Below are 26,275 nucleotides of genomic sequence, written 5' to 3'. Positions count from 1 at the left end.
CACTCACAGCGAGACTACTAGCAGCGCGGCTGCCCAGACAAGCAGTATCGCACCGGCCAGCCGGGTTGGAACCCTGCTGGCTGTTTGTTTTTCGATCAGGGTGAACAGCCCGATCAACGCCATCCAGAAGACGTTCATGACGCCGACGGCGAACATCACCAGCATCAGTGCCCAGCAGCAGCCGAGGCACCACAGGCCTTGCTCGACACCAAGCCGGAAGATGCTGAGAGGCCTTGCGCTCCAGTTCGAAAACAGGATCGAGAAGGGGTTCTTGCATTTCTTCAGGCAGGCTTCCTTCAGGCCACTGAACTGATAGAGGCCGGCAATCAGCAGAGCGAGCGCACCGGCAAGGCCGACGACCGGATCGAGCATCCCGGCTGACGAGGCAAATGCATGGGCGGCCAGGGTCAGCGCCGCGAACATCATTGAAGCGGCGAGCCAGACGCTGAGGTAACCGGCGACCAGCACCAGCGGGTGAACGACCGGCTCGCTTTTGATGCGAGCCGTATCGGCGATCTCGCAATAGGTACGGATCATCGGCGCCGCCGAAGGCAGCATCGTCGCGATCGCCATCAGGAACCACATCGAAACGAGCGCGCCGGCCTGCAAGCCGAGACCTGCGTTCAAAGGCAGCGGTGAGAGGCACAGTACAAAGAACCGTTCCAGGAAATCGGGCAGCGGCGGTTGCGGCAGGCTGCGCAGGATCGTGTCGCCAGGGGCGCCGACGCCCGCAATCCCGCCTTCGGCGCCGCGGATTGCCATCGCCGCAAGAGACAGCCAGGCAAGCAGGATGCAAGCGCCGACAACCACGTTTACCGTGACGCGAGGATTGCGCGCGATGCCGGCCATGGCGCGGCCGGCGCGGTCGAGATGGCTGAAGTCGTCCTGCTGCGCGGTCATGACATCCGAATGGGCCGAATCGCCGCGTTGATCAAGCGGCATGATCTGACCTATATGCTCATCGAACGGCAGGTCGGGTGGACCGCCTCGCATTGCAAGCCGGAAGCCGATCTTGGAGCATCAGCAAACTGCGCGGATACTGATTGCCGGCACTGGGCCGGCAGGGCTGATCGCGGCGCTCGGTTTTGCCGCCGAAGGTTTCCCGGTGACACTGGTCGGGCCGGAGGCCGCCACCCCCGATGGCCGCACGACGGCCCTGATGAATCCTGCCTTGAAAGTGCTCGACCGGCTTGGCGTGCTCGAAACCGTCAAATCCAAGGCGGCGCCTTTGAAAGTGATGCGCATCGTCGACGCCACCAGACGGCTGATCCGCAGCCCGGTCGTCACCTTCCGTGCCAGCGAGATCGACGAGGACCAGTTCGGGCTGAACCTTCCCAACAGCGTCCTCAACCCGGCACTCGCCAGCAAGGTTGTCGCGCATGCCGGCATCGAATGGCAGCAGTCGATGGTGGCTAACTGGCATCTCGATGCCGAGCACGTCCGTGCCGTCCTGACCGACGGCAGCATGGCCGACGCAGCGCTGGCGGTCGCGGCCGATGGGCGGTTGTCACCGGCGCGCCAGGCGGCCGGCATCTCGACCTCGGCCCGCTCCTACCCGCAGGCAGCTCTCGTCCTCAATTTCGGCCATAGCGGCGACCACGCCTTCACCTCGACCGAATTCCACACCGAGACCGGTCCGTTCACGCAGGTTCCCCTGCCCGGCAATCGCTCCAGCCTGGTCTGGGTGGTCAAGCCCGAGACCGCGACCGACCTCGCCGCACTGGACGATGCGACGCTTTCTCAGCGGGTCGAACAGCAGATGCAGTCGATGCTGGGCCGGGTGACGGTCGAGTCGGGCCGGCAGATCTATCCGCTTTCGGCGGTGACGCCACTGCGTTTCGCCCGAGATCGGGTGGCGCTGGTCGGCGAAGCCGCCCATGTGTTTCCTCCGATTGGTGCGCAAGGCCTCAATCTCGGCATCAGGGACGTCGACGATCTGATTGGGATCGCTTGTGAAAATAGAGCCGATCCTGGTGCAGCCAAGGCGCTTGCAGCCTACGATTTCAAGCGCCGCCCCGACATTCTGGCGCGCAGCAGCGCGGTCAACCTGCTCAACATGTCGCTGCTTTCCGACATGCTGCCGGCCCAGATGGCCCGCGTTGCCGGGCTCGGCGGGCTCGGAGGCTTCGCGCCGCTTCGGGCTTTTTTCATGCGCGAGGGACTTCGTCCAGGCAGCGGTTTTGCCGCGCTTGCTGGCGGGTTAGGGAAACAGGTCCGGCGCTAGGATATTGTGCCGGATCAGGTAGAGCAGCCCGGTGACGGTCACGACCGACAGGCAGGTTGTGATCAGCACACTGGCCGACGCCCGTTGCACCCAGACGCCATACTGCTGGGCGATGACGAAGACGTTGGTGGCGGTCGGCAATGCCGCCAGAAGCACCGCCGAGAAGACCCATGTCTCAGAAAAATTGCCGATCCAGCTCAGCACGACATAGCAGAGCAACGGGTGCAGGATCAGTTTCAGCACCGCGATCGGAACCATCTCATGCGGGACGCGATTGAGCGGCCTGAGCGCCAGGGTGACGCCCATGGCAAACAGCGCGCAAGGTGCGGCCGCCCGGGAAAGATATTCCAGAAATCGCTCCACCGGCACGGGCGGTCGAAAGCCGATATAGGCGGCGCCGACACCCAGGGCGGTTGCGATGATGAACGGGTGCAGCACGATCTTGCGCACGACACCCAGCGCAAGCCGAAGAGGAGTGGTCTTCTCGTCGCCCGACAGCGCCATCATCATGGGTGCGATGGCGAAATGCATGATGTTCTCGAAACAGAAGATCAAGGCGACCGGCACAGCCGCCTCCTCGCCGAAGGCCAGCAATGCCAGCCCCGGTCCCATATAGCCGATATTGCCATAGGCGGCCGCGAGCGCCTTGATGGTCGATTGCGCTATCTCGCCGCGCGAGGTCAGGACCGACCCCATGAACATCAAGGAAAATATCATGAAGGTGGAGACGACCGAACCGAAGATGAAGCGCCATTCCGTCAGGTCTTCGAACGGCGTCTTGGCAAGCAGTTGGAAGAAAAGTGCCGGCAGCGCGACATAGACGATGAACGTGTTCATCCAGCCGAGCGCCTCCAGCGGCTGCCTGGTGATGCGCGCCACCAGAAACCCGACAAAAATCAAGCCGAAGAACGGAAGAACAAGACCGACGACGTCAGACATTTTTATGCTGGTCCGAAACCCTGACGCCGGGCTAGCCCGTTGCTCAATAGGGCGTCAAGCGCCTCGGGATTGAATTGATGCGCGGTCTGCGCCAAATAAGCCCAAGGAATTCAGTGGTGAGTACGATGAAAACAGCCAAATTCGCAATCGGACAGGTGGTTCGCCACCGGCTGTTTCCATTCAGGGGCATTATTTTCGACGTCGACCCGCAATTCGCCAACACCGACGAGTGGTACGAAGCGATCCCCGCCGACGTTCGGCCGCGCAAGGATCAGCCTTTCTATCATCTGCTCGCCGAGAATTCGGAGACCGAATACATCGCCTACGTCTCCGAGCAGAATCTGCTTGAGGATCAGTCGGGTGAGCCGGTCCGGCATCCGCAGATCAAGGAGATGTTCGACAAGAAGCCGGACGGCGGCTACCAGCCGAAGCGGCAGTCCAGGCATTAGCCTACTGGAAGACAATCACAAAAAAGCGGCGCATGACCCCGCTTTTTTATTGGCTCGGCGGTATCGGCCGATCAGTTGGCGGTCTTCGCCTTGTCCTGCTCTTCCTTGAGCTTCTTGGCGAAATCCTGGTTGTTCTTGGCGACGAAGTCCTGAAGCTTCTTTTGCCGGTCCTCGATGTCAGACTGCTGCAGCGCCGGGCCGTCATAGGCGCCGCTGAAGCCCTGCAGGGCGATCTTGATCGGATTGGGCTGGTTCTGGAAATTCACCGAGGTCAGCGTGATCGCCTGGCCTTTCTTGAATGCCGCGACGAGCTGGTCGGTCAGCGGCACTTCGGCCACGCAACGATCCGGGAAGCAGATCACATAGTCGAGCTTCTGCGCCTTGCCGGTGTCGATCTGCAGGCCGATGCCCGGAGGCACCAGACGGCCGGTCGGAACCGTCACCTGGAACACCTTGCGGTTCACCTTGCCCTTGAGCTCGATCAGGCTGACGCCGGTGACCAGCTGGCCGTTGCCGGCGGTGGTGATGTTCTGGACGTTGCAGATGTCGACGTCTTCCTGCTTGGTGCAGGCCTTGAACCAGCCTTGCGGAATCTGCTGTTGCTGCTGTGCGGAAGCGGCGGGGAGTCCTGCGCCCAGAAAGCCGATCACGCCAGCGGCCATGACCGACAGGCGGTACGCGTTGCTGTTCAGGCTCGTCATGTCGTGCACTTCCTCTCAAATGATCCCGGGACCGGCTTCTTCGTGCCGTGTGACCAGCTACCTGTTGCCGAAATGAGGCAACAGAATGACTTCGGAGGGCGTGTTACACTGCAAGCGATGCCGAATCCAGCCCGGCGTCAGCAATTGTTGAGCGCGCGGTTGGCCGGCGCACAGCGGCCTCATGCTAGGGTGCGCACCGAATCATCAAGCCGACCTGTTAAGGAGACGGTCATGGGCCGCGTTGTTGTTTGGCTGATCACCGCGATGTCGTTTCTCGCACTTTCGCATCAGCCGGCCGCATCGGAGCCGAAGCACGCGATCGCCATGCAGGGCGAACCGGCGCTGCCGGCCGACTATACGCATTTCGACTACGTCAATCCCGATGCGCCGAAGGGTGGCTCGATCACCTATTGCGTCGTGGGCAGCTTCGACAATCTCAATCCTTTCATCCTCAAGAGCCTGCGCACGACGGCGCGCGGCATGATGGACACGATCTTCGGCAATCTGGTCTTCGAGCCGTTGATGCAACGCAATGCCGACGAGGCTTTCACGCTCTACGGTTTGCTGGCCGACAGCGCCGACATGGACCCGGAGCGCAAGAGCATCGAATTCCATCTCAATCCGAAGGCCAAATGGTCGGACGGTCAGGCGGTGACGCCGGAGGACGTGCTGTTCAGTTATGACGTCTACACCGAGAAAGGTCGCCCGCCCTACAGCGACCGCATGGCCAGGGTCGCCAAGCTCGAAAAGACCGGCGACCACAGCGTGCGCTTCACCTTCAACGACAAGGCCGATCGCGAATTCCCGCTGATCATCGCGCTGACCCCGATCATCCCGAAGCATGCCTTCGACAAGGAGACTTTCGACAGGACGACGCTCAAGCCGGTGATCGGCAGTGGCCCCTATACAATCGCTCAGGTGCAGCCCGGCCAGCGCATCGTGTTCAAGCGCAACCCCGACTATTGGGGCAAGGACGTCCCGGCCAAGCGCGGTTTCGACAATTACGACCAGATCACCATCGAGTATTTCCTCAACGCCAATGCCAAGCTCGAAGCGTTCAAGAAAGGCCTTTGCGCCATCGACGATGACAGCGATCCGGTGAAGCGCGAGCGCGATCTCGATTTTCCGGCCTTCCACAAGGGCGATGTGGTCGCGCAGACCTTCGACACCGGCATTCCGCCCGTGGTGACCGGTTTCCTGTTCAACACGCGGTTGCCGAAATTCGCCAACCCGGTCGTGCGGCGCGCGCTCGGCATGCTTTACGACTTCGAATGGGCCAACAAGAACCTGTTCGGCGGCAAATACACGCGCACGATGAGTTACTGGCAGAATTCCGAGCTTTCCGCGCTCGGCCATCCAGCCGACGACAGGGAGAAAGCGCTTCTGGCGCCCTACCCCGGCCGCGTACCGGCCGATGTCATGGACGGTACATGGCGGCCGCCGGTGACCGACGGATCCGGTCAGGACCGCCGCGTCTTGAAGGCAGCCTTCGATCTGCTGAAAAGTGTCGGCTACCACGTGCAGAATGGAACGATGCTCGATCCCGAAGGCAAACCCTTCGGCTTCGAGATCTTGACCGCTTCGCAGGACGAGGAGCGCCTTGCCGGCATCTACCAGCGCACGCTGGAGAAGATCGGCATCGACCTCACCATTCGCAGCCTCGACGGCGATCAGATCCAGTCGCGCAAGCAGCGCTTCGATTTCGAGGTCCTGGTCGGATCGAGCGGCTTCAACAATTCCTTGTCACCCGGCATCGAGCAGAGCGGACGCTGGAGTTCGGCCGCGGCCAGGACGGAAGGCTCGTTCAATCTCGCCGGCGTCGCCGATCCGGCTGTGGACGCGGCAATCGAGGCGATGCTGCGCGCCCGTTCCAAGGAGGATTATGTTGCCGCCGTTCGCGTTCTCGACCGGCTGCTGATCTCCGGCAACTATATGGTGCCGATGCAGCACAACTCGCAGCAATGGATTGCCTACTGGAACTATTTGGCACATCCGCAAAAGACGCCCATATTTGGCTATCAACTGCCGACCTGGTGGCGCAAGCCGAATTGAAAAGTCAGGAGATCGAGATGAGCGAACCGAACGCCATCACCGTCGATGTGGTTTCCGATGTCGTCTGCCCTTGGTGCTTCGTCGGCCAGAAGCGGCTCGACAGGGCAATCGCCGCCGTCGGCGATGTCGACGTGCATGTCCGCTGGCGCCCGTTCCAGCTCGACCCGACCATTCCGCCGGAAGGCAAGGACCGCCGCGAATACATGCTGGCAAAATTCGGCAGCGACGAGCGCATCCGCGAGATTCACGCGCGCATCGAGCCGCTCGGCGAAGCGGAAGGCATTTCCTTCGCCTTCGACGCCATCAAGGTGGCGCCGAACACGCTGGATGCGCACCGGCTGATCCGCTGGGCTGGGGCCGCCGGCGAAGCTGTTCAAAACAGGCTTGTGCGCCGGCTGTTCCAGTTGAATTTCGAGGAAGGCGCCAACATCGGCGATCATGCCGTGCTGGTCGAAGCCGCGCGCGAGGCCGGCATGGATGCGTCCGTGGTCGCCACGCTTTTGCCGACCGAGGCCGATGTCGAGGCGGTGCGCACCGAGATCGCCACCGCGTCGCGCATGGGCATTTCTGGTGTGCCGTGCTTCCTGCTGGAGGACAAATACGCGGTCATGGGCGCACAGGATGCCGACACGCTGGCCGATGCCATTCGCCAGGTTGCGGCTGCCAAGGCGCGCGGCGAACTGGAAAAGGCCGGCTGAGCCGACCGCCCTCTCCTCTCCGCGACAGCAGCAAACGTTACTTCACCGTCGCCTTGGCCTTGCTGATGAAAAATCCATGGCCGTTCGTCGCCGTGCAGGTCAGTCCCTTGGTTGACGACTGGCACGAGAACGGCCCGGCGCTCCAGCTGTTGCCATAGCCAAGCTTGTCGACATCGCTGCAACAGCCCTGCTCGCCTGGGTTTTCGATCAGCGTGGCTGGCCCCTTCGGACCCAGGATAATCGTGACGTAGCTTGGCTCGACGCGCGAGCAGCTCAGCTCCGGGCCACCATCCCTTGGCTCATAGGTGCCGGTGCCGCCTTTGGGCGTGTAGATGCAGCCGATGTTGCCGGACGGCGTGTTGAACTCGATCTGGCCTTCGGCGCTGGCCGGGATGCTCTGCTCGCCGGCATGCGCCAAAGGTACGAGGGGCAGCCAGGCGAAGATGGACAGGATTGCGGCCGCGCGTGCAAGCATTGGGAGTTTCCTTGTTGGAGAACCGGGCATGGATGTGTGGCGACGATGCCAGGCAAGGTTCAATGCCGAACGGATGAATTGTCAAACGCAGGTCCTGAGCCGACCCGACGAGACGGAACGCGCCGCTCAGACGAGTTTCCGGTCACTTCCTGCCTCCGGCAATGACGATGAGGGCAAGTCCGGCGAATCCCGCACGGCAAATTTCTGTTGTTCGGGTCAGCCCCGCACTGAGAAAATCGCTCAGTTCGTACGATTTGAGTTCACAAAACCGTGTGACAACCTTCCCTAGGGGAAGCTTGTCCGGCGGCATGCCTCCGCAGATCAAGCTTGTGAAATCAATAGCAATATTCCGATTTTTGCCGACGTTGTCGCCATATTTCAGCGTGTAACCTGTTGCCTCACGGCCACGGCTGCCGAGGCAATCCGGTCGGCCCGGTTTTAAATTAATGGAAAATGATCAATTGGTGTTACCATCCGTAACAAAAGAAAAAGGTTTGGGCGGGATCGTGATTCGGGTCGGTAGACCATCGCAAGAGTCAGTACCGGAAAAAACACCTCGCGATGCCGCAGGGCGATCGCTTCTGACGCCGGTGTCGTCGATGCGCAGCTTCTGGGGCCTGATGAGAGCCTACTGGTTCTCGAGCCGCTGGAGGGAAGCCTGGACGCTGACGCTGGTGATAGCCTTGCTGACAGCGCTCTCCAGCAAAGCCGACGTCTGGTTTACCGTGGCGGCGGGTGAACTAGCGACCTCAATCGCTTTTTTCCACGACGCCGCGAATACCACCCCACTTGAATCGCTGCTGACCAACGCAGGCCTGCTTGTGCTGTTGGTCGTGCTCAAGGACATGGGCATCACAGGTGCCTCCAAGTTTGTGTCGGCGACATTGCATCGCAAATGGCGCGGCTGGCTAAACAGCCGATTCAATGAGGCGCTACTCGACACCAACCACACGCACTACCATGCCCAGCATGGCTCGTCCGGCACGGCAGCGCCCGACAATATCGACCAGCGCGTGCAGGAATCGATAAAGGATATGACAGGCGGCGCCATAGGGCTTGCCATGGGCGTGTTCGGTGTCTTCACCTCGTTCTACTTTGTTGGCGGCGCATTGCTGAAAAACTCGGTGGAGGTGAAGGGACTTGAGTTTTTAGGAAGCTATGGCAGCGCCGCCCTTGCGCTGCTGGCGGTCGCCATTTACGTCCCCTTCAACACTTGGATCGCGATGAAACTCGGCGGAATGCTGGAGTGGCTAAACATCAGGATGCAGAAGGCTGAAGGCAGCTATCGCGGCGAACTGATCACGTTATTGCGCCGCAGTTTCCATGTCGCGGCCTCGCAAGGCGAAGACGTGCAGAAGACGATACATGGCCGGCTCTATCTCGACATCGATAGCACTTGGTCGAAGTTCAACATCGTCAACACCGTCTATGCGGGGTTCGAATCGGTCTATAATTTTGTCGGTGCCAAAGTTGTCGCTTACGGACCGGGTCTGGTGCCGTTCATCCACAACGGCGTTGACCTCAAGGGCTACATAACCGGTTCTGAGCAGGTCAACGCGCTGATCAGCAAGTGCTCGTGGTTCATCCACGTCATGCCTGCCCTTGCCACGTTGCGCGCCAACAGCCAGCGCGTCATCGAATTGGCGCAGGCGATCGAGAATGTTCAGCACCCGCAGGAGTTCTACAGCCAGACAGGCCGCTCCGACTTCTGCTATGCCAGCCAGAACCCGGTCTTCGGCCTTACCATCCAGAAGCTCGAACTGGCGCATCAGGGTGAGGATGCAACGCCCTTCCTCAGCGCCGCCAATTTGCGCTTCCGGCGCGGCGAGTGGACCTTCCTGAAAGGCGAATCCGGCAGCGGCAAGACTTCGCTGATCAAGGCGATCAACGGCCTGTGGCCCTACGGCCGCGGCACCATCGTCTTCCCCGAGGGCGTCAAGAGTTTCTATGCCGCCCAGGAGGTCAAGCTGCAGCAGGTGACGCTGAAGCAACTGGTCTGCCTTCCGGGCTCCGAGCAGGACCATGGCGACGCGCAGGTCGCGTCGGCGCTGCACAAGGCGGGGCTCGGCGACTTTATCGAGCACATGGGCGACGAAAGCCGCGAAGGCAAAAGCTGGGACCAGGTGCTGTCGGGCGGCCAGAAACAGAAGCTGGTGGTGGCCCGCATCGTGCTGCAGCAGCCGGGGCTGCTGTTCCTCGACGAGGCGACCGGCGCGCTCGACCCCGATGGCAAGGTCGCCTTCCACCAGGCCATCAAGGACAACTGCCCCGATGTCACGGTGATCAGCGTCATGCACGAAGCGGTTGCGCCAAGATCGATGACGGGCAGCGAATTCTATCACAGCATCGTCGCGATCGCCGACGGCGTCGCCACCAAGAAGCCGCTGGTTCCGACCCTGCCCGTCGAGCTCACCACCATTCTGGTGCAGCCCAGGCCGGCCGAGGACAAGTGGCTGCGCTTCTCGCGCCGGCTGAAGCAGAAGTGACCGTTATTCCACCCCGGTCTGCCTAGTCGAACGGCGGCCGGTGATCACAGTCTCGCGATCCCGACCGCTCGTCGGCACTTTCCCTCCTCACCGCGATTGACACGGCAAGGCGCGCTCCTATGTTGCGCCCGCATGCAGACAGTCAAACGCGAACCCGCAAGCGGAAAGGTCACCGCGCCATGCCTGGCGACAGTCACAGTCGAACGCAACAGCCGTCCGCCCTGACGTGACCTCACATGGTTCATGTCCTGCCGGACGGCAAGGAGTGAGCCATGAACGAATTTACCGCCGTAGCAAGCGACGAGGCTGTCGCGATTGCCCGTATCCTAGCCAACGATCACGTCGCCGACATTGTCGAGGCCCTGAACAGGGAGCCGCGAGAGACCGCGACGGAACTGCTCTGTGAAGTGACGTTCGAACGCCTGGTCGAGATCTTCGACCAGCCGGAACTCGACGGCGCGTCCGAACTCATGGAGGCGCTCCCGCGCGCCAAGGCGGGCAAGCTGCTCACCGCCATGTCGGTAGACCGTGCCGCCGACATCCTGCGCGAGCTGGAAGAGCCGGCCCGTTCCGAGCTGCTTGGCGGGCTTGCGCCGCCGCTGCGCACAACGCTGCTCTCCATCCTCGGCTATCCCGAAGGCAGCGCCGCATCGATCATGACGACGGAGTTCGTCAGCGTGCCCTCGGACTGGACCGTCGGGCAAACGCTCGACTACATCCGCAAGGTGGAGCGGACGCGCGAGACCGTCTACGCGATCTATATCGTCGATCCGCAGACGCACCTGCTTGTGCGCTCGACGGGCCTGCGCCGGCTGATCACCGGGGAGCCTGATGACTCGATCATGACGGTGGCACCGGATCATCTTCCGGTGACGGTCAGCCCGCTGACCGATCGCGAGACCCTGGCGCAGACGATCTCCAAATACGATCTGCTCGCCGTTCCGGTCGTCGACCATGGCAAGGTCCTCGGCATCGTCACCATCGACGACATCATCGACACCATGATCGCGGAGACGACCGAGGACGTGCACCGTTTCGGCGGCATGGAGGCGCTGGACGAGCCGTACATGAAGATGAGCTTCCTCGCCATGATCAAGAAACGCGGCGGCTGGCTGTGCGCGCTGTTCATCTCGGAGATGCTGACGGCCAACGCCATGCAGAGCTATGAGGGCGAGCTGGAGAAGGCGATCGTGCTGACGCTGTTCATCCCGCTGATCATGAGTTCCGGCGGCAATTCCGGCTCGCAGGCGACCTCGTTGGTCATCCGTGCGCTGGCGCTGCGCGAGATCGGTCTTGGCGACTGGTGGCGGGTGGCGCTGCGCGAGCTGCCCACTGGTCTCGTGCTGGGCGCCATGCTCGGCGTGGTTGGCTTCTGCCGCATCGCGCTCTGGCAGTATATGGGCTTCTACGATTATGGCCCGCACTGGCCGCTCATCGCCACGACGGTCGGCGCGGCACTGGTCGGCATCGTCACCTTCGGTTCGCTGTCGGGGTCGATGCTGCCGTTCGCCTTGAAACGTATCGGCTTCGACCCTGCAAGCGCATCGGCGCCGTTCGTCGCCACGCTGGTCGATGTCACCGGGCTGGTGATCTACTTCTCGGTGGCGCTGGTGATCCTGCGCGGCACGCTGCTGTAGCCGTTCCTTATCTCCGCCGTGGCAAATACCTTGCCCGGCGGAGTTCAGCAGTCCGGCTTTGCCGTCAATCCACCCGCGCGCCGTCCTTCACGCGATAGGTCGGCTTGTACATGGTGACCAGTTCTTCCGCCGCAGTCGGATGCACGGCCATCGTACGGTCGAAATCGTCCTTGGTCAGGCCGGCCTTCAGCGAGATGCCGAGAAGCTGCGCCATCTCGCCGGCGTCCGGCCCCAATATGTGAGCGCCAAGCACTTTCTTCGACGCGCCATCGACCACCAGCTTTATCAGCATCTTCTCGTCGCGTCCGGACAGCGTGTGCCGCATCGGCCGGAATGTGGCGCGGTAGATCTCGATATCGGGGAAGCGTTTGACGGCATCGTCCTCCGACAGGCCGACCGTGCCGATTTCCGGCTGTGAAAAGACGGCGGTCGCGATCGTCTCGTGATCGGGCGCGGTCGGATTTCCCTTGAAGGCGGTTTCGATGAAACACATCGCCTCATGGATCGCCACCGGCGTCAGCTGCACGCGGTTGGTGACGTCGCCGATCGCCCAGATGCTGTCGATGTTGGTGCGGGAATATTGGTCGACGGCGATGGCGCCAGTCTTGGTCATCTCCAGTCCGATGCCTTCCAGGCCCATATTCTCGGTGTTGGGAATGCGGCCGATGGCCAGCATCACCTGGTCGACGGTCAGCACCTCGCCGCCGCTGACGAGCGCGTCGAGCCGGCCGTCCGGCCGCTTGCGGATCCATTCGGACACGGAATGGCAGAGGATCCTTATCCCCTTCTTTTCCATCGTCGCGTGCAGCATGCGCCGCAGGTCCATGTCGAACCGGCTGAGGATCTCCTTGCCGCGATAGACCAGCGTGGTGTCGACGCCGAGACCGTGAAAGATGTTGGCGAACTCGACGGCGATGTAGCCGCCGCCCTCGATCATGATCGCCTTGGGCAATTCCTTGAGGTCGAAAGCCTCGTTGGAAAAGATGCAATGTTCATGGCCGGGCAGCGCCGGATGCGCCGCCGGGCGGCCGCCGGTGGCAATCAGGATCTGGTCTGCTGTGACGGTGCGATCCTCACCCAGGAGATGCACGACATGCGGATCGACGATCATGGCGCGCGAGTGGAAGGTCTCGCCGCCGGCGCCCTCGACGTTCCTGACGTAGATCGCCTCCAGCCGGCTGATCTCGCGATCCTTGTTGGCGACCAGCGTCTGCCAGTCGAAACTGGCTTCCGGCACCGTCCAGCCATAGCCGGCGGCGTCGGCAAAGTGCTCGGGAAATTGCGAGGCATAGACGTAGAGCTTTTTCGGCACGCAGCCGCGGATGACGCAGGTGCCGCCGAAGCGGTATTCCTCGGCGATGCCGACACGCTTGCCGAGAGCCGCGGCGACGCGCGCCGCCCTCACCCCGCCCGAACCGCCGCCGATGACGAAAAGATCGTAGTCGTAACCAGCCATGACGCGGCTCTCCAGGCTTCAGAAATGTGTCAGACAGGTAGGCCGCAAACCATCAAAAGAAAAGCCCGGACAAGCCGGGCTTTCGCGGGAGGCCGCAAGGCCATCGAAAATGCGGGTCAGTTGTTGTCCGCGGGGGCCGCGCCATCGGCGGGGGCTGCGCCATCGGCCGGAGCGGCGGCTCCGTCGGCGGGCGCGGCAGGTGCTGCCTGCGCCTTCGCCTTGGCGGCTGCGGCCAGCGTTTCGCCGACCTGCTGGGCGAGATCGCGGCCGAGGCCGTTCTGCCAGATGTCGGCTGCCTTGACCAGTTCGCGGGTCACCGTCGGGCCGCTATCGAGCAGCTTCTTGCCCGAATCGGAATTGTAGAAGGCGGCGATGTCAGCCAGTTCCTTTTCGGAGAACACTTTTGCGTAGGCGAGTGCGGCTTCCTTCTCGAGGTCGGCGCGGCGCGAGGCCAGCGCCAGCGCCTTCTCGCTGATCGTTTTGCCGATCAGTTCCTGCATGTCCGGGTTCTTCTGGATCAGCTGCGATTCGAGCGCCGCGGCTGCCTGCGGCAGGATGTTGTCGAACGGGTCGGTCGCGTGGATCGCAGCGACCGCCGCGCGGGCGGCCTTCAGGTGCGATTCCGTGACATCCTGCGAAAACGCCGGCGAAGAGAAGGCGAAAACGGCCGAGGCCGCCAGAAGGATGGAAAGGCTGCGAACCCGGTTATGCAACATCATGATCGGTAGAACTCCCTGGTTTTCGGGCGGCATGGACGGTTTGGATACCGTCGCCGCCGGCGATGATGGCCGCTGAAGCCAGCCCGATGAAAAGACCATGCTCGACCACGCCCGGAATGGCGTGGAGAGCATTCGAAAGCGCTCTTGTATCCGGAATGCGGCCAAAAGATGCATCGAGGATAAAATGGCCGCCGTCTGTAACAAAAGCCTGCCGCCCCGTCATCCTCAATGTGACCGGTCCGGAAAGACCGAGCTTTTCAGCCGCTGCGGCAACCGCGATTTCAGTGGCGCGCAGGCCGAACGGATTGACTTCGATCGGCAGGGGAAAACGGCCGAGCGTCTCGACCATCTTGGAGCGGTCGGCGATGACGATCATGCGCTGGGACGCCGCGGCGACGATCTTCTCGCGCAGCAGCGCGCCGCCGCCGCCCTTGATCAAGGTCAGTTCAGGGTCGACTTCGTCGGCGCCGTCGACGGTGAGGTCGAGTTCCGGCGTTTCCTCCAGCGTCGACAGCGGCACGCCAAGCTCGCGGCACAGCAACGCGGTGCGCTCCGAAGTCGCCACGCCGATGACGGTCATGCCGGTGGCGACCTTTTCGGCAAGCAGCCGCACGAACTCCTCGGCTGTGGTGCCGGTGCCGATGCCGAGCCGCATGCCGTCGCCCACATGGGCAAGTGCTGCTCGCGCGGCTTCGACCTTCAACTGCCTTGCATCCATGTCGGTAATTGCCCCGGAAATTCGCTGCCGGGCTCGTAGCATTTTTGCCGGTCCGGTCAAAGCCCCAGGCGGCGGGTCCTCGGGTGATGCGGGCATAGGAATTATTTCCTTGACCGGTGAGGGCAGCTATGCTACATTTTCGTCCATGGTGCTGATTTGCGCCAACAACCCGCCGCCGAGGCGGGTTTTTCATATCGGTCGGCCGCCGCGAATGCCCGGCCTGATGGGCAGGCCAGCCTGAGCGAGCCGGCCCAGCGCTTGCCTTGACGCGCCGCAGCCGCTATCGCCTGCCCATTGCACACCTGCCCAGGACAGACCATGACCCGACCGATCATCGTATTCGACCTCGACGGTACGCTGATCGATACAGCGCCGGACCTGCTCGACAGCCTGAACCACAGCCTGGCCGCCAGCGAGATCGCGGCGGTCGACGAAGCCGGCTTCAGGCGTTTTGTCGGTCACGGCGGCCGGGTGATGATCGAGCGGGCGCACGCAGCCCATCAGCGATCGCTTGCTGTCGAGGAGCACGACCGGCTGCTGAAACTTTTCCTCGACCACTACACGCTCAACATCCCCGGCAAATCGCGCCCCTACCCCGGTGTCGTCGAGGCAATCGCACGCTTCGAGGAGGCCGGCTATATCCTCGCCATCTGCACCAACAAATACGAAGCCAACTCGCTGGCGCTGATTGAGGCGCTCGGCCTGACCAGACATTTCGCCGCTATCGCCGGCCAGGACACGTTCGCCTTCCGCAAGCCCGATCCGCGCCATCTGATCGAGACCGTCAAGCTGGCCGGCGGCGACCCGCACCGCGCACTGATGGTCGGCGATTCACAAACCGACATCGACACGGCAAAAGCCGCCGGCATCCCGGTGGTGGCGGTCGATTTCGGCTACACCGACCGCCATGTCCGCGAATTCGAACCCTCGGCGGTGATCTCGCATTTCGACGCCCTGACGCTCGACCTGGCGCAAAGGCTGATCGCCGCTGCCGGAAACTGACGCCGGGCACCGCCTTGACTTCACCAGCCCGCCTCCCTTATATCGCGGCTCGCTTGGCCTTCGGGCAACGAGCGGGCGATTAGCTCAGCGGGAGAGCACACCCTTCACACGGGTGGGGTCGCAGGTTCAATCCCTGCATCGCCCACCATCTAATCTCTCGAAATGGTTGGATGAATTGGCCCACACGGAAATCCAATCGCACGCTTGGGCGGGCGGTGGGTGTGCCACCACGACGGGAAGGCAAAGTTAACCTGTCGCAGAGACGCTCAGCCCCGCATTAGGTCCTTCATCATCACCCGCGACTTGATGATGTGTGTCTCCAGAATTGGCGGTGTCGATAGCTTGGGGGAGAGCAACAGGTTGCCCACCGTCACACCCCGAACATTCGCGCCGTAATACCTCCGAACCACCTTCACATAGTTTCTGCGGCTGTCGCCGTTCCGGTGGGCGATGTGGTTGCGAATGTAGCGAACGTCGGTCAGGAAGCTGGCGTGATTGATGAGGTGCCCGTAAACCGGATCGACCGCGTCGATGAGCTTCTCCAGATTTGCGCGGAGGGCCTTGCCCTCATTCCATTTCAGATTGATCGGGTTCGGGCGGTTGTAGAATCGCATGGCGTGCATGGCTTGGGGGCCGTTGTTCTGGCGTGCGAGCAATACCGGAACCGTTCCATCAATGTAGGGCGCACCGCACACCATCTTGGTGCAGAAGCTGTGCATGGTGTTTTCGACAAGGATGGCCAGCCGGAGCAGCGCTATCTCGGCGATGTGTTTACGATGGGCCGGAGCCAAAGCGACGGTCGAGGCCAGTAATGCCCTCAGTCGGTCCGTCTCTGCCTGGAATGCCGCGTAGTCCCCCACCAGAGACGGCATGGTTCACGCAAGCGCCGCCATGAGCACTTCGTTTCGAATGCTGCGCGTCTTGATGCGGTGTAAGTTGCCGCCTGTGAAGCCTTCCGCATACCTCGCCGCCTCGGCGTCTGACACCCGCCCGTCATCCTCAGACCTAATCAGCGCGTCGATATCTGACATCGCTTTCTCAATCTTCTCGGGGTTGGCATGAGGGCTCTTGTCGACGGCCACCATGAGAGTGTGCGCAATCTGGTACTGCTTGAAGACGGTTTCTGAGAAAGCCTCCGGGTCGATGGCAGCCAGTTTGGCAAAGACGGTCTCGAAGCGCTGCGCTACTTCGTGACCGCGTGGAAAATCCTCGTCAAACTCCTTGTAGTAGCGCGTGATTTTGTCTGCGTTGAAGTCGGTCAGGCCTTCCATGAAGTTGATGGCGAGGTCGGATATGAACTGGACTTCCTGCATGCGGGCGATGTCGTTTCCGGTAAATATGCCTGTCCGGCGCCAGAATGGTAGCCGCTCGACCGCCTCATTCAGGGAAAACTGCTTAAATTCGCCCGAATACTGAGCGTTTCGTTTTTCCTGCGGATTGAGGTTTTTGGCGATGGAGTTGATGCGGCCGAAGATTTCGATGACGTCGCTGTCGTTGGCGCCAATGAGGTAGCCCACCGATAGCTTGGTTTGGGCAAAGTCCTGCTTCTCTATCCGGCTCAACTCCGAATATGTGACCTTCTTCTTGTGGTTCGGGTGTTTGGCAGCGAACTCGTCGTCCTTGTAGGAGATGATTGTCAGGATGCGCTGCTGGCCGTCAACCACCTCCTTGATGCTCTTTTCGGCATCGAGATCGATCTGGTGACGGATATAGATGGTGGGTACGGGCTTGCTCTCGAAGATGGTGTTGATGAGATAGGCCTTCTGGGGCGTGCTCCACACCGACCGCCGTTGGTACCACGGCCGGACGTTAAGCGACTTGTCGCGGTGGAAATTCAGCAGCTCCTGGATAATCAGCGACTCGTAATCAACGCGTTCCATAGCTCATCCCACCGTTTCTGGGTGCTTTGTATCTTGATAAACAAGTCTTTCCAACCTGCCGATTCGACAAGATTGATTGCCGCCGAGCGTGTCTTGGGGGAGAATCTGAAGCGCGAATGAACTAGTTTGAGGCTATGTATGAGACGAAGGCTGACCTTCTGGAGCGGTCCCTGTCGCTGCTGTCTGATCCTCTTCGAATGACATAGCAGCGCGGCGTTCGGCGAATATTTCAAGTCGTTCAAGTTGGTCGGAATTGAGGTAGTGGTGAACTGTCCGATTGGACCCCGTCAGGATAGACAGGAAGCCATCAATAGCGGCATCGAAGTCGACCTTCTCCATGTCGTTGAAGATTGCGATCTGAAACACAGGTGTGTCCTCGGTCCCGTGTTTACGAAATGGCGGTCCATGAGAGAGCGTAAGTTGTTGTGAGCTTCGCAGCAAAGGCTGTTGTAGATAGAATAATAGAGGTCGTTCAGACCAGCCATTTCGAACCGTGTTTGAATGGTCAGCGGCCCACCTAGACGCGCGAGCTCTCTCGTGTGCTCTTCGTATCGAGCGGGTGCATCGCTTTCGATGCTCGCTAGGAAGGGATTGGTACCCTTCATGGCTTCCTTACAGACTAACTTGAATTGGTGGTGGTAGTGGGCCTGCATCTGATCTGCGTAGGCGGGGTCGGATGCTAGATTCAGCAGGTCGACATGAGCCTCAAGGCATGAGCGTAGAATGGCTTGAACGCCTGCGGCGCGGCCAGAATCTATCAACGTCACCGCGCTGTCGATCTGCTCGATTATCGTGGCGTAAAGCGCCATAATGAGGCGCTGAATCGCGTCGCCGCGATTGAATACAGTTACCTTAAGCGCATCAATTGTTGCTGCAAGCTGTTCTTTTAGCAGCTGATACATAGCCTATTCCTCGTCCAATACAGGAGCTTATCAGCCGCTACCCCTTTGGAACAGGTTACCTTTACTTGTCGTAGGCCGCGCTCGCGGTGCAATTATGCGTACTTCCTGAAGATCGAACCTCAAGTCAGCCCCAGCTAGCAACTACAGTTCGCCCTTCCCCACCAAAATTCTTCTAGGCAAAATTCAAGGCGCTGCTGTAGCTCTGGAACTGGCAGACGTCGGAGCCGCGCCGCACTTTCTGCTCGAGATTCCAGAACGAAACCTCGATGTGGTCGTTGGCGCAGTAGACCGTGTAGCGTTCCGGTTCCATCGCTCGGGCTTTCTGCACGGGACGGAGCTTCACCGAGCCTCATTTGCCCGACAGGTCGCTGACTGCTTCGTGCGTTAGCCGCTGATGCGTAGTCGCAGCAATGGAAGGTGGCGAGATAGCCGGGGAGTGCGTGCATGAACTCCTGTTGATGGGCCCAAGCTCTGCACTGCACTGCGCCGGTCGAGCCGCGATCAGCGCTTCATCGAGTGCAGGATGGCCTGCATGTGCTCTTCCAGGTCGAGTTCACCCCGAGCCTCGGCGGTCAACAGGTAATCGGCCTTGGCCCGGCGGTCGCCCCGGCTGATCGCCGGATAGGAGCAGATGGCCAGCAATGCTTCCTGTTCAATCCGGTCCGCCCTCTCGCGTTCGTGGCTGCTGCTGCGCGCTTGATGAACAACCCTGTGAAGCCCGACATAGCTGGCTTCGTGGGCTCCGATCAACGCCCGCAATTCGGCTGACGCCCCTTCCCCTTCGGCAAACGTCGGTTCGACGACCGAGGCCACGGCGGCGAACGCAAGAAGTGTACGGCGGGTGACTTCGGGCATGGCTCGTATCCCTGCTGCCTGATCATGCAGGCGCACCATAGCACCGGCGAAGCAGTTCGCAGAGATGCTCGGGGACGCGACCACACTGTCTGCTGACAAAATGTATTCGCTTCCGCAGCCCCCGCCCAACGGCCAGTGTGGCCTTAAGTCGCAATGATTGGCCTCCGAAAAGCAGGTTTCGGGCTTCATTGACGCTGCGACCAACACCATATGGTGATCCACAGCCCTCCAAAACGAGAGAAGCTCGCTTCGACGCGGTCGCATTGCGGCCGCCAGCCGGCAATGGCTATGAACCAGGAACCTGAAAAACCATGCCTGAAAATATCAGACCGATTTCGAAAGACGTCCCCCTCATTCAGCTAGGCGTCTATCAATGCCGCTTCCCGGTGAGCGAAGACCGGTCAGTACCCGGCGGTTATCGTTTCTGTGCTGGGCCAACTTCGGCGGATCGCGTCTATTGCGATCACCACCACAGCATCGTGACCGCCGTCGACCCTCGTCGAACCCGTTCAGGTCTTCACGCCGCTCAACGACGCGCCGCGTAAATCAAGCGGGCAGCGGCCCCTCATTCGGGCAGTTGCAAACCGGTGGACTGAATCGGCACGCATTCAGCTGCGGAACAAACCGGCGCGCCAGCGAGTTTCTGTCCGACGAAACTTGAGGGAAAGCCATGTCCAGATTTCTGCTGGCGACAAGCGTCGCCGTTCTTCTCGCCGGCGCGCCTGCCTTGGCCGCGGACGACAAGCCGCTGCCGCCGCCCAATGCCAAGAAGCTGTCGGAGATCATCTCCAAGGTCGAGCAGCGCGACGGCTTTCGCTATGTGGACGAAGTCGACTGGGACAGCGGCGCCTACACCGTCACTTATTACACGGCAGACAAGGCGAAGGTCGAAATCACCTACGATCCTGTGACGGCGGAGCCGAAATAGGGTTCGGCGTAGACATTTCGTTCCCGGCCGTGTCAACGACCATTCCCGGCGCGGGTGCCTGCCCTTGCGTCAGGCCCGCTTTGATGGCTGACTGTCGCGCCACAGCAGTTCACCGTTTCATGGAACGGTGAACTGCTCTAACTCTTTGTTTTGACGCAATTCCGGAACCGCTTCACACTTTTCCTGGAATTGCTCTGGGCGCCGCATTGGGGGATGGGCATGGCGACGGCGAAGCACGTGATGAAGCGCCTATTGATGATGTTGGCCGGCTACTTCGTGTCGGTTCTGGTCGGGCTGATCGCCATCGCGGTGATCTATGGCGTGCTCAGTTCCTTGCCCAACGCGCCCAACTATTTCGACGTCATGGGCGTTTCGCCGATCGCGGTGCTGCTGGTGCCGCCGCTCGGCATGTTCGTCTATTTCCTGACGATCGTGGTGACCGCGCTGCAGACGCTTATCTTCGCGCTGATCGCCGAGTTCTTCTCGTTGCGCAATGTCCTGCTGCACATGGTTTTCGGTGCCGGCGCCGCGGTCGGCGGCTTCGCCCTGATCTGGCCGAGCGCACCGGAAGATATGGACCCGGAGCGCTGGGTCGACATCGGCATCATTGCCGCTGCCGGCCTTGTCGCCGGGTTGCTCTATTGGCTGATCGCCGGGCGCGACGCCGGCTTCCGGCGGCCACTGTTCGAGCGCTAAATCAGCTCGAAGGCGAGCGCACCGCTTCCGTGGCGTCCAGGGCCTGCTTCAGCCGCGAGTCGCGGTCGTAGACGTCGCCGAAATATTCGACCTTGCCGGACAGATCAGGCCAGGCGGTGAAATAGGCGACATAGACCGGGATGGTGCGTGTCACGTTCTCGGTCGAGTGGCCGTGCTTCAGCTTCTCGGCGATATAGTCCACGGAGGTGCCAAGCACCGCCGCCGCCATGCCGCGCGGGTCCTGCAGCCGCACGCAGCCATGGCTGAGCGCGCGCATATCCCGCTGGAAGAATGATTTCTGCGGCGTGTCGTGCATGTAGATCGCGTGCTTGTTGGGGAACAGGATCTTCAACTCGCCCAGCGCGTTGGCCTCGCTCGGCTGCTGGCGCACGCTGTAGGGGATGTTGGAGCCATAGGCGCCCCAGTTGACCGCCGACGAAGGAATGCGCTTGCCGCGCGAATCCGTCACCTCATAGCCGGCCCGGTCGAGATAGCCCGGATCGCTGCGCAATCTCGGCAGCATCTCGTTGACGATGATCGACTGCGGCACGCCCCAATAGGGATGGAAATCGACCTGCTTGATCTGGTCGTAGAAGAAGGAGGTCTGGTTGGTGGTCCGGCCAACGACGACACGCGTCTTGAGCTTTTCCTCGCCATTGTCGATGTAGCTTGCGGTAAAGGCCGGCTGGTTGATGAAGACGCGCGGGCTGCCGAGATCGGAGGGCAGCCAGCGCAGTTCCTCCAGCGCCACTTCCACCTTCAGCAGCTTGTCGGCCTTGGATGTTCCGGCCAGCGTCGCGACGGTGCGCGGGCCGATGACGCCGTCGCCCTTCATGCCTGCCTTTTGCTGCACGGCCTTGATGACCGGGACCAGTTCCGGAACGTAGACGTCGCTGGTGGCCAGCCTGGCCAAGATCTCGCCATAGGCGCCCCCCATCTCGTCATCGAGATTGCGCGCGATCAGGGTCAGCAGCTTCGGCAGTTCGGGGCTGGTTTCGCCCGGCTTCAGCAACAGTTTGGGGTCGACGACGATTTCGTTTTCAGCGCTGGCCTGCAGCGATTCGAGTTCGACGCGCAGCGCCTGGTATTCCGTATTCTGCGGATGCCGCGATTCGAGATAGGTGCGCACCTGCTGGGTATGAGCCAGCGTTTTCAGCACGCCTTGCAGATCGAGCGGCTTGGCCGGGAAATCATAATAGCCGGTCATGCGGTTGGGATCGACGCGGCCGTTCTGGGCGTCGTGGGCATACCGCAGCACACGCGCGGAAAGCGCCATCTCGAAACGGACGAGCTCTTTCAGTTGCGCATTGGCATCGGCCGACGATGCGCCGGCAGCGGGCACTTCGACCGTATAGTCGGCGGGCGTGAGGCCATAGCTTGACGCCTCGCCAAGCACCCGCACCGCATCCTGCGCACGGCTGTTGAGGCTGGTCCCGCTTATCCAGATGAAATCCGGATTGGCCGAGTAGTAGGCGATCAGCGCCTTGGCGATGTCGGGCTCGGCTAAGAGTTCGTAGTCGCCTAAGCTGGCAACCGCATCACGAAACGCGGCACCCGTAGCCGACGGAACGAAGGCGGCGTCCTGCGGTGTCGCCGGCTCCGGCGTCGCGGCCAATGCCGAGAAGTCGACGCGAACCAGCCGGTCGGCCTTGTAGGTGTAATAGGACGGGCTGCTGATCTTCACATTGCCGCCGCCACCACCGGACACTTTCGGTTTTGGCTTGTTCTTCGGCGGCGGGGGCGGAAACTCGCCTTTCGGCGCATGCTTGACGCCGCCGCCGAAAAGCATGTCGAAGAGCCCCTGTGCGCCTGCCTGGGGTACACCGAAAGCCAGCGTTGCCGTGATTGCCATCAGCGGCATCACGGTTGCTTTGTTTCCGAGGAATTTCATGAATCACCCGCTCCGGCCGCAACCGGTTCCCGTTCCGCACGCTAGATCGTCCCGCTCACCGCATGGCGGATGTAAGGCGCGACTATACTGATTCATACCGATTTCGTTAAGCTTTCATAAATTTTGGAAAGCCTGTTGCAGAACGGTTTCACAAGATCGTGACGGCTGGAGCGGAGGTGGTTCCGCCCCAGCCGGAAATCCGTCGGGATCAGGCGTTGGCGCCGCCATCGATGGTCAGAGCAGCGCCGGTGACGAAGCGGCCTTCCGGGCCTGCGAGCCAGGCGACCATGCCGGCAATGTCGTCGGCCTTGCCGAAGCGCGGCGTTGCCATCTTCCGGCGCTGATGCTCGGCATGCGGGCCGTCGGCCGGGTTCATGTCGGTGTCGGTCGAACCGGGGTGGACGACATTGGCGGTGATGCCGCGCGGGCCGAGGTCGCGCGCCAGCGCCTTGGTCAGGCCAACAAGCGCCGCCTTGCTGGCCGAATAGGCCGTGAGGCTGCCGTCGGTCGCCCGCTCGGCAAGGTTGCTGCCGATCGAGATGATGCTGCCGCCCTCACCCATATGGGCGGCCGCTGCCTTGGAAGCGATGAACGGGGCTCGGAGATTGACCTCCATGGTCTCGTCGAAATCGGCGAGCGACAGCGCGTCGATGGGGGCGGCGCGCCAGATCCCTGCGCTGTTGACCAGGATGTCGAGCCGGCCGAAGGCGGCTACGGCGTCGTCGACCGCCTTGTCTATGGCGACCGCATCGCGGTTGTCGGCCTTGATCGCGATGGCGCGGCCACCCTTGGCCTCGATCTCGGCGACAACAGCGCGGGCCTGCTCCTCGCCATGCACATACGTCAGTGCGACGCTGGCGCCATCGGCCGCCAGCCTCCGCGCAATTGCCGCACCGATGCCGCGACTGCCGCCGGTGACGAGCGCGGCCTTGCCGTTCAATTTGCTGGATGACATCGAATTCTCCTTTTATGTAATGATCGATACATAAATAACTGTCAGCCTTGCCCGCCGGCGTCAACTGAATTATGTATCGATCAACACAGAAAAGAGCGTCATGTCGGAACGAGGCCGCCCCCGCACCTTCGATCGAACCGCAGCCCTGCGCCGCGCCATGCAGGTGTTTTGGGCGCGTGGTTACGAAGGCGCATCGATGAGCGAACTGACCGCCGCCATGGGCATCAACTCGCCTAGCCTCTACGCCGCGTTCGGCAGCAAGGAGGCGCTGTTCCTGGAGGCGACGGATTTTTACTCGCACACCGAGGGCGCCGACATCTGGCTGGCATTGGACGAGGCTCCGACCGCGCGGCAGGCGATCGAACAATTCCTGTGCCTGACGGCGAAAGCCTATGCGCAGAGCGATCGACCGCAGGGCTGCCTGATCACACTCGGCGCACTGCATCAGGATTCGAGCCGTGGCGCCATCTGCGACGATCTGCGCCGTCGTCGTGCCGAAAACCACACCGCCCTGCAGAAGCGTCTGGAGCGCGGCGTTGCCGAAGGCGAATTGCCGGCGAATTTCGATGCGAGCGCCGCCGCGACTTTTTTCGCCACGGTCCAGCACGGCATGTCGATCCAGGCACGCGACGGTGCATCGCACGATGCCCTGCTGGCGACCGTGGCCGGGGCCATGGCTGCCTGGCAGACGATGGCCGGCGGCAACGCGTGGTGACAAACGCCGGCTGGTGTGCTCGAAATTCGGAGTTGCCAGCAATGCTAGGGCCGGCAAGGCCGGGAGGGATGAGAGCGTGAAAAAGGGTTATCGCGAACTGCTGGACGAGGCGAACGCCGTGATCGAGGTGGTTTCGCCGGAGGAAGCGGCAGGGCTGCTCGACGATGAAGGCACGATCTTCGTCGATCTGCGCGATCCCCGCGAGGTGGAGCGCGACGGCCGGATTCCAGGCGCCAAGCATGTCACGCGCGGCATGCTGGAATTCTGGATCGACCCCGAAAGCCCTTACCACAAGCCGTTCTTCGCCTCGGGAAAGAACTTCGTGTTCTTCTGCGCGGGCGGCTGGCGCTCGGCGCTGGCCACCAAGACGGCGCAGGACATGGGGCTGTCGCCGGTCAAGCACATCCTTGGCGGCTACACCGCCTGGAAGGCCGCCGGACTGCCGGTCGAACCCGGCGAGAAGAAGAAATAATCTCGACCGCCGCTCAGTGCAGCAGCAATGGCTCGCGATGCGTCACGAAACCGACCGCGCGTTCGACCACGCCCTTGTCCGCAAGGATGCGGCGGTGGCCGAGCCCGTCGGCCCAGTAGAGCCGCACATGGCCGCCGGCGCCGGCATAGCGCCTTGCATGATCGGCCGAGACTTCGCGGTCGTCCGGCGCGTGGATGACCAGGGTCGGCACCGGCGCCTGGGCGAGCTGGCGGTCGCCGGTGAATTCGTGCAGGGGCCGGCCGGAAAGATGCTCGACCCGGTCCGCCATGGCGGCTTGCGAGCGCGGGCCGACATTCAACATATGACTGAAGTCGGCAAAGATCGCCGGCAGGGAACTGGGCGCCGCGATCAGCACCAGACGGCCGGCCGCCAGCGGCGGGATGTTCTTGACCGAACCGGCGATGGCATTGGCGGCGACCGCGCCGCCGAAGGAATGGCCGACCGCTGCCGCGAAGGGGCCGAACCATTCGCCGGCAACCCGCACCGCATCCACCGCATTGACCATGTTCAGGCGCCGGCCCTGGGACTGGCCGTGGCCGGGCAGGTCAAGCGAAACGACCCTGTAGCCGGCGGCGCGATAGCCTTCGATCAAGGCCCGCATATATTCGGTGCGCGAGCGCCAGCCATGGACCACGAGCACCGTGCCGGCAACGCCCCTGCCCGGCTCGGGCCGGAACTCGTGCACCATGACGCAGCCGGTCGCGGTCTTCAGCCGGTGATGACGCGCCTCGGTCATGAACCCGGCCGCACGGTCCACAGCGCGGCGCTCGCCATCGCTGAGCGCCTTGACATTCGGGGTGCGGCAGAACAATTCGAACGCCGCGCGTCCGGTGAGCCGCGGCGCGACACGCTCTGCCGCACCGAACACGCCCCGGATGACCTTCAGCCCGAATGATGCCATAGTGAGAATCCATCCATACGTTCAAGCATGAACATAATAGTTCAAAGATGAACAATAAACAAGAGCTGCCTTGGGACAACCCGCGTTTCCGCAACTGGGTCGCGGTGGCGCGCGCCTGCCATGTGCTGGAGCGCACGCTGGCGGTGAAGCTGGCGCCGCTCGATTTGAAACCGGCGCAGCTCGACGTGCTGATGAACCTCTATCGCCACCCCGGCATGTCGCAGCACGATCTTGCCCGCAAGCTGCTCGTCGGCCGCTCCAACATCACCATGCTTTTGCCGCAACTGGAAGCGCGTGGCCTGCTGCGCCGCGAAGGCGACGAGAAGGACAAGCGCATCCTGCGGCTCGCGCTCACCGAGGCCGGCGAGGCGCTGCTGATGCAGGCGCTGAAAGTGCATATGGCGCTGATCGAGAAGGCGATGAGCCAGTCGACGCCGGAACAGTGCGACATGATCGGCGATCAGATGCGCAAGATCTATGATGTGCTGAAAGAGGCTTGAGCG

General features: G+C 61.9%; 27 protein-coding genes, 1 tRNA gene and 1 pseudogene. 14 read left to right on the top strand and 15 right to left on the bottom strand.

Translation table 11 applies throughout. From position 1 onward, the window contains the following. Positions 1-3 precede the first annotated feature (3 nt). Positions 4-942, bottom strand: a complete 939-nt coding sequence (locus LB558_RS26375) for a DUF2182 domain-containing protein (protein ID WP_224700235.1) — start codon at positions 940-942, stop codon at positions 4-6. 70 nt (positions 943-1,012) lie between these two features. Between LB558_RS26375 and LB558_RS26370 the strand changes: the two genes are divergently transcribed. Continuing rightward, positions 1,013-2,224 carry a UbiH/UbiF family hydroxylase gene (locus LB558_RS26370; RefSeq protein ID WP_224700234.1) on the top strand — a complete coding sequence of 404 codons (1,212 nt, stop codon included), beginning with the start codon at positions 1,013-1,015 and terminating at the stop codon, positions 2,222-2,224. On the opposite strand, the gene LB558_RS26365 is transcribed toward LB558_RS26370, so the two are convergent. After that, positions 2,201-3,163 (bottom strand): AEC family transporter, encoded by a 963-nt coding sequence (locus LB558_RS26365; RefSeq protein WP_224700233.1) that lies wholly within the window; start codon positions 3,161-3,163, stop codon positions 2,201-2,203. The genes LB558_RS26370 and LB558_RS26365 overlap by 24 nt on opposite strands. Before the next feature lie 125 nt (positions 3,164-3,288). On the opposite strand from LB558_RS26365, the gene hspQ reads away from it, so the two are divergent. Beyond that, positions 3,289-3,612: a heat shock protein HspQ gene (hspQ, locus tag LB558_RS26360; protein ID WP_056587784.1), complete on the top strand. Its 324-nt coding sequence runs from the start codon at positions 3,289-3,291 to the stop codon at positions 3,610-3,612. 71 nt (positions 3,613-3,683) lie between these two features. On the opposite strand, the gene LB558_RS26355 is transcribed toward hspQ, so the two are convergent. Beyond that, on the bottom strand, positions 3,684-4,313 hold the full coding sequence (locus tag LB558_RS26355; RefSeq protein WP_027036590.1) for an invasion associated locus B family protein: 630 nt from the start codon (positions 4,311-4,313) through the stop codon (positions 3,684-3,686). Positions 4,314-4,544: 231 nt separating this feature from the next. Between LB558_RS26355 and LB558_RS26350 the strand changes: the two genes are divergently transcribed. Together LB558_RS26350 and LB558_RS26345 are read left to right on the top strand one after the other, a co-directional pair. Further along, a complete protein-coding gene (locus tag LB558_RS26350) occupies positions 4,545-6,365 on the top strand; it encodes an extracellular solute-binding protein (protein ID WP_224700232.1) in 1,821 nt (606 codons plus the stop codon). Positions 6,366-6,382: 17 nt separating this feature from the next. Beyond that, positions 6,383-7,063, top strand: a complete 681-nt coding sequence (locus LB558_RS26345) for a DsbA family oxidoreductase (protein WP_224700231.1) — start codon at positions 6,383-6,385, stop codon at positions 7,061-7,063. Here the strand turns inward: LB558_RS26345 and LB558_RS33265 are convergent. Next, positions 7,051-7,188 (bottom strand): annotated as a pseudogene (locus LB558_RS33265) (hypothetical protein); the annotation flags it as partial. The gene LB558_RS26345 and the pseudogene LB558_RS33265 overlap by 13 nt on opposite strands. A gap of 949 nt (positions 7,189-8,137) precedes the next feature. Here LB558_RS33265 and LB558_RS26330 point away from each other — a divergent pair. Continuing rightward, complete coding sequence (locus LB558_RS26330; RefSeq protein WP_224700229.1) at positions 8,138-10,024, top strand: ABC transporter ATP-binding protein/permease; 1,887 nt, start codon at positions 8,138-8,140, stop codon at positions 10,022-10,024. Between the two features lie 272 nt (positions 10,025-10,296). Beyond that, positions 10,297-11,661 (top strand): magnesium transporter, encoded by a 1,365-nt coding sequence (mgtE, locus tag LB558_RS26325; protein ID WP_224700228.1) that lies wholly within the window; start codon positions 10,297-10,299, stop codon positions 11,659-11,661. 64 nt (positions 11,662-11,725) lie between these two features. Here the strand turns inward: mgtE and gor are convergent, their stop codons facing one another. The 3 genes from gor to rpiA all read right to left on the bottom strand — a co-directional run bounded on the left by gor (position 11,726) and on the right by rpiA (position 14,554). Then, positions 11,726-13,117, bottom strand: coding sequence for a glutathione-disulfide reductase (gor, locus tag LB558_RS26320; protein ID WP_224700227.1), 1,392 nt, complete (start codon positions 13,115-13,117; stop codon positions 11,726-11,728). A gap of 116 nt (positions 13,118-13,233) precedes the next feature. Beyond that, a complete protein-coding gene (locus LB558_RS26315) occupies positions 13,234-13,836 on the bottom strand; it encodes a DUF2059 domain-containing protein (RefSeq protein ID WP_224700226.1) in 603 nt (200 codons plus the stop codon). Beyond that, on the bottom strand, positions 13,823-14,554 hold the full coding sequence (gene rpiA, locus LB558_RS26310; RefSeq protein WP_224700225.1) for a ribose-5-phosphate isomerase RpiA: 732 nt from the start codon (positions 14,552-14,554) through the stop codon (positions 13,823-13,825). Before rpiA ends, LB558_RS26315 begins: the two co-directional genes overlap by 14 nt. A 318-nt stretch (positions 14,555-14,872) precedes the next feature. Here rpiA and LB558_RS26305 point away from each other — a divergent pair, with 318 nt between their 5' ends. Beyond that, positions 14,873-15,556 carry a phosphoglycolate phosphatase gene (locus tag LB558_RS26305; RefSeq protein ID WP_224700224.1) on the top strand — a complete coding sequence of 228 codons (684 nt, stop codon included), beginning with the start codon at positions 14,873-14,875 and terminating at the stop codon, positions 15,554-15,556. A 73-nt stretch (positions 15,557-15,629) separates the two neighbouring features. Next, a tRNA-Val gene (locus tag LB558_RS26300) sits at positions 15,630-15,704 on the top strand. Positions 15,705-15,822: 118 nt separating this feature from the next. On the opposite strand, the gene LB558_RS26295 is transcribed toward LB558_RS26300, so the two are convergent. The 5 genes from LB558_RS26295 to LB558_RS26275 form a co-directional block, all read right to left on the bottom strand. Further along, positions 15,823-16,428 carry a hypothetical protein gene (locus LB558_RS26295; RefSeq protein ID WP_224700223.1) on the bottom strand — a complete coding sequence of 202 codons (606 nt, stop codon included), beginning with the start codon at positions 16,426-16,428 and terminating at the stop codon, positions 15,823-15,825. A gap of 3 nt (positions 16,429-16,431) precedes the next feature. Then, positions 16,432-17,436, bottom strand: coding sequence for a DUF262 domain-containing protein (locus tag LB558_RS26290; protein WP_224700222.1), 1,005 nt, complete (start codon positions 17,434-17,436; stop codon positions 16,432-16,434). Positions 17,437-17,723: 287 nt separating this feature from the next. Then, positions 17,724-18,338 (bottom strand): DUF5677 domain-containing protein, encoded by a 615-nt coding sequence (locus LB558_RS26285; RefSeq protein ID WP_224700221.1) that lies wholly within the window; start codon positions 18,336-18,338, stop codon positions 17,724-17,726. 172 nt (positions 18,339-18,510) lie between these two features. Then, a complete protein-coding gene (locus LB558_RS26280) occupies positions 18,511-18,666 on the bottom strand; it encodes a hypothetical protein (RefSeq protein WP_224700220.1) in 156 nt (51 codons plus the stop codon). A gap of 173 nt (positions 18,667-18,839) precedes the next feature. Next, positions 18,840-19,193 carry a hypothetical protein gene (locus LB558_RS26275; protein WP_224700219.1) on the bottom strand — a complete coding sequence of 118 codons (354 nt, stop codon included), beginning with the start codon at positions 19,191-19,193 and terminating at the stop codon, positions 18,840-18,842. A 311-nt stretch (positions 19,194-19,504) separates the two neighbouring features. On the opposite strand from LB558_RS26275, the gene LB558_RS33260 reads away from it, so the two are divergent. From LB558_RS33260 to LB558_RS26260, 3 genes are all read left to right on the top strand, one after another. Beyond that, a complete protein-coding gene (locus LB558_RS33260; RefSeq protein ID WP_224700218.1) occupies positions 19,505-19,738 on the top strand; it encodes a GcrA family cell cycle regulator in 234 nt (77 codons plus the stop codon). Between the two features lie 125 nt (positions 19,739-19,863). Continuing rightward, positions 19,864-20,121: a PepSY domain-containing protein gene (locus LB558_RS26265; protein WP_224700217.1), complete on the top strand. Its 258-nt coding sequence runs from the start codon at positions 19,864-19,866 to the stop codon at positions 20,119-20,121. 213 nt (positions 20,122-20,334) lie between these two features. After that, positions 20,335-20,817, top strand: coding sequence for a hypothetical protein (locus LB558_RS26260; RefSeq protein WP_224700216.1), 483 nt, complete (start codon positions 20,335-20,337; stop codon positions 20,815-20,817). A 1-nt stretch (position 20,818) separates the two neighbouring features. Here the strand turns inward: LB558_RS26260 and LB558_RS26255 are convergent, their stop codons facing one another. Together LB558_RS26255 and LB558_RS26250 are read right to left on the bottom strand one after the other, a co-directional pair. Beyond that, complete coding sequence (locus LB558_RS26255; RefSeq protein WP_224700215.1) at positions 20,819-22,708, bottom strand: L,D-transpeptidase family protein; 1,890 nt, start codon at positions 22,706-22,708, stop codon at positions 20,819-20,821. 208 nt (positions 22,709-22,916) lie between these two features. Then, positions 22,917-23,663, bottom strand: coding sequence for a 3-oxoacyl-ACP reductase family protein (locus LB558_RS26250; RefSeq protein ID WP_224700214.1), 747 nt, complete (start codon positions 23,661-23,663; stop codon positions 22,917-22,919). Between the two features lie 100 nt (positions 23,664-23,763). Between LB558_RS26250 and LB558_RS26245 the strand changes: the two genes are divergently transcribed. Together LB558_RS26245 and LB558_RS26240 are read left to right on the top strand one after the other, a co-directional pair. After that, complete coding sequence (locus LB558_RS26245) at positions 23,764-24,378, top strand: TetR/AcrR family transcriptional regulator (protein WP_224700213.1); 615 nt, start codon at positions 23,764-23,766, stop codon at positions 24,376-24,378. A 76-nt stretch (positions 24,379-24,454) separates the two neighbouring features. Further along, a complete protein-coding gene (locus LB558_RS26240) occupies positions 24,455-24,850 on the top strand; it encodes a rhodanese-like domain-containing protein (protein WP_127259323.1) in 396 nt (131 codons plus the stop codon). A 13-nt stretch (positions 24,851-24,863) separates the two neighbouring features. Here LB558_RS26240 and LB558_RS26235 read toward each other — a convergent pair whose 3' ends face one another. Next, positions 24,864-25,772, bottom strand: coding sequence for an alpha/beta hydrolase (locus LB558_RS26235; protein WP_224700212.1), 909 nt, complete (start codon positions 25,770-25,772; stop codon positions 24,864-24,866). Positions 25,773-25,819: 47 nt separating this feature from the next. On the opposite strand from LB558_RS26235, the gene LB558_RS26230 reads away from it, so the two are divergent. Further along, positions 25,820-26,272, top strand: a complete 453-nt coding sequence (locus tag LB558_RS26230) for a MarR family winged helix-turn-helix transcriptional regulator (RefSeq protein ID WP_127259325.1) — start codon at positions 25,820-25,822, stop codon at positions 26,270-26,272. Positions 26,273-26,275: the final 3 nt, after the last annotated feature.

It is taken from the genome of Mesorhizobium sp. CO1-1-8, assembly GCF_020164875.1.
Classification (GTDB): domain Bacteria; phylum Pseudomonadota; class Alphaproteobacteria; order Rhizobiales; family Rhizobiaceae; genus Mesorhizobium.
The sequence above is the reverse complement of the archived record's forward strand: the minus strand, read 5'-3'. Positions and strand labels throughout refer to the sequence as shown.

What these genes read in the sequence shown, in the direction of transcription:
- LB558_RS26250 (WP_224700214.1), bottom strand. Translation starts at nt 23,663, where the DNA reads ATGTCATCCAGCAAATTGAACGGCAAGGCCGCGCTCGTCACCGGCGGC.
- LB558_RS26345 (WP_224700231.1), top strand. Translation starts at nt 6,383, where the DNA reads ATGAGCGAACCGAACGCCATCACCGTCGATGTGGTTTCCGATGTCGTC.
- LB558_RS26230 (WP_127259325.1), top strand. Translation starts at nt 25,820, where the DNA reads ATGAACAATAAACAAGAGCTGCCTTGGGACAACCCGCGTTTCCGCAAC.
- LB558_RS26355 (WP_027036590.1), bottom strand. Translation starts at nt 4,313, where the DNA reads ATGACGAGCCTGAACAGCAACGCGTACCGCCTGTCGGTCATGGCCGCT.
- LB558_RS26285 (WP_224700221.1), bottom strand. Translation starts at nt 18,338, where the DNA reads ATGTATCAGCTGCTAAAAGAACAGCTTGCAGCAACAATTGATGCGCTT.
- LB558_RS26375 (WP_224700235.1), bottom strand. Translation starts at nt 942, where the DNA reads ATGCCGCTTGATCAACGCGGCGATTCGGCCCATTCGGATGTCATGACC.
- LB558_RS26365 (WP_224700233.1), bottom strand. Translation starts at nt 3,163, where the DNA reads ATGTCTGACGTCGTCGGTCTTGTTCTTCCGTTCTTCGGCTTGATTTTT.
- LB558_RS26315 (WP_224700226.1), bottom strand. Translation starts at nt 13,836, where the DNA reads ATGATGTTGCATAACCGGGTTCGCAGCCTTTCCATCCTTCTGGCGGCC.
- LB558_RS26330 (WP_224700229.1), top strand. Translation starts at nt 8,138, where the DNA reads ATGCGCAGCTTCTGGGGCCTGATGAGAGCCTACTGGTTCTCGAGCCGC.
- LB558_RS26255 (WP_224700215.1), bottom strand. Translation starts at nt 22,708, where the DNA reads ATGAAATTCCTCGGAAACAAAGCAACCGTGATGCCGCTGATGGCAATC.
- LB558_RS26265 (WP_224700217.1), top strand. Translation starts at nt 19,864, where the DNA reads ATGTCCAGATTTCTGCTGGCGACAAGCGTCGCCGTTCTTCTCGCCGGC.
- hspQ (WP_056587784.1), top strand. Translation starts at nt 3,289, where the DNA reads ATGAAAACAGCCAAATTCGCAATCGGACAGGTGGTTCGCCACCGGCTG.
- rpiA (WP_224700225.1), bottom strand. Translation starts at nt 14,554, where the DNA reads ATGGATGCAAGGCAGTTGAAGGTCGAAGCCGCGCGAGCAGCACTTGCC.
- gor (WP_224700227.1), bottom strand. Translation starts at nt 13,117, where the DNA reads ATGGCTGGTTACGACTACGATCTTTTCGTCATCGGCGGCGGTTCGGGC.
- LB558_RS26275 (WP_224700219.1), bottom strand. Translation starts at nt 19,193, where the DNA reads ATGCCCGAAGTCACCCGCCGTACACTTCTTGCGTTCGCCGCCGTGGCC.
- LB558_RS33260 (WP_224700218.1), top strand. Translation starts at nt 19,505, where the DNA reads ATGCCTGAAAATATCAGACCGATTTCGAAAGACGTCCCCCTCATTCAG.
- mgtE (WP_224700228.1), top strand. Translation starts at nt 10,297, where the DNA reads ATGAACGAATTTACCGCCGTAGCAAGCGACGAGGCTGTCGCGATTGCC.
- LB558_RS26295 (WP_224700223.1), bottom strand. Translation starts at nt 16,428, where the DNA reads ATGCCGTCTCTGGTGGGGGACTACGCGGCATTCCAGGCAGAGACGGAC.
- LB558_RS26350 (WP_224700232.1), top strand. Translation starts at nt 4,545, where the DNA reads ATGGGCCGCGTTGTTGTTTGGCTGATCACCGCGATGTCGTTTCTCGCA.
- LB558_RS26290 (WP_224700222.1), bottom strand. Translation starts at nt 17,436, where the DNA reads ATGGAACGCGTTGATTACGAGTCGCTGATTATCCAGGAGCTGCTGAAT.
- LB558_RS26260 (WP_224700216.1), top strand. Translation starts at nt 20,335, where the DNA reads ATGGGCATGGCGACGGCGAAGCACGTGATGAAGCGCCTATTGATGATG.
- LB558_RS26235 (WP_224700212.1), bottom strand. Translation starts at nt 25,772, where the DNA reads ATGGCATCATTCGGGCTGAAGGTCATCCGGGGCGTGTTCGGTGCGGCA.
- LB558_RS26245 (WP_224700213.1), top strand. Translation starts at nt 23,764, where the DNA reads ATGTCGGAACGAGGCCGCCCCCGCACCTTCGATCGAACCGCAGCCCTG.
- LB558_RS26305 (WP_224700224.1), top strand. Translation starts at nt 14,873, where the DNA reads ATGACCCGACCGATCATCGTATTCGACCTCGACGGTACGCTGATCGAT.